The organism is Oleiphilus sp. HI0079 (genome assembly GCF_001635105.1).
Genome location: NZ_LWFT01000645.1, coordinates 1 through 778, shown reverse-complemented (window position 1 = coordinate 778; position 778 = coordinate 1). Strand labels below are relative to the sequence as shown.

The window sequence follows — 778 nt, the reverse complement described above, 5'->3', positions numbered from 1 at the left end:
TTTGATCAGTTTGGCGAAGGCACGAAAGCGCTGTCCGAAGCGATTGCAGCGAGCGACGCATTCTCGATTGCTGGCGGAGGTGACACACTCGCAGCGGTTGATAAGTACGGGATTGCTGATAAGGTTTCTTATATTTCCACAGGTGGTGGCGCTTTCCTTGAGTTTGTAGAAGGCAAGACACTGCCAGCGGTCGCGATGCTAACAGAGCGCGCGCAACAATAATTTTCTTCAGGAGCGAAAAAAATGGCTTTAATTAGTATGCGACAAATGCTGGACCATGCCGCGGAGCATGGTTACGGCGTTCCGGCTTTTAACGTAAATAACCTCGAGCAAATGCGCGCGATTATGGAAGCGGCAGATCAAACCGATAGCCCGGTAATTGTTCAGGCATCTGCAGGAGCACGAAAGTATGCAGGTGCACCATTCTTGCGTCACCTTATTCTCGCCGCGATTGAAGAATTTCCGCACATTCCGGTTGTCATGCACCAAGACCACGGCACGTCCCCTTCGGTTTGCCAGCGTTCAATACAACTCGGTTTTTCATCGGTCATGATGGATGGTTCTCTGGGAGAAGACGGTAAGACGCCCACAGATTATGAATACAATGTTGATGTTACTCGCCGCACTGTTGAGATGGCGCATGCGTGTGGTGTCTCGGTAGAAGGTGAGTTGGGCTGCCTAGGTTCTCTGGAGACGGGGCAGGCCGGAGAAGAAGATGGAATCGGTGCAGAAGGGACGTTATCGCACGATCAAATGCTAACAGATCCTGAAGAGGCCG

2 protein-coding genes are annotated in these 778 nt (G+C 51.5%); both read left to right on the top strand.

What is annotated here, in order from left to right; translation table 11 throughout:
* A partial coding sequence (pgk, locus tag A3750_RS11680) for a phosphoglycerate kinase (RefSeq protein ID WP_082873273.1) occupies positions 1–222 on the top strand: 222 nt, incomplete at its 5' end.
* 21 nt (positions 223–243) lie between these two features.
* Positions 244–778, top strand: a 535-nt coding sequence (locus A3750_RS11675) for a class II fructose-bisphosphate aldolase (RefSeq protein ID WP_197475007.1), incomplete at its 3' end; no start/stop codon positions are given.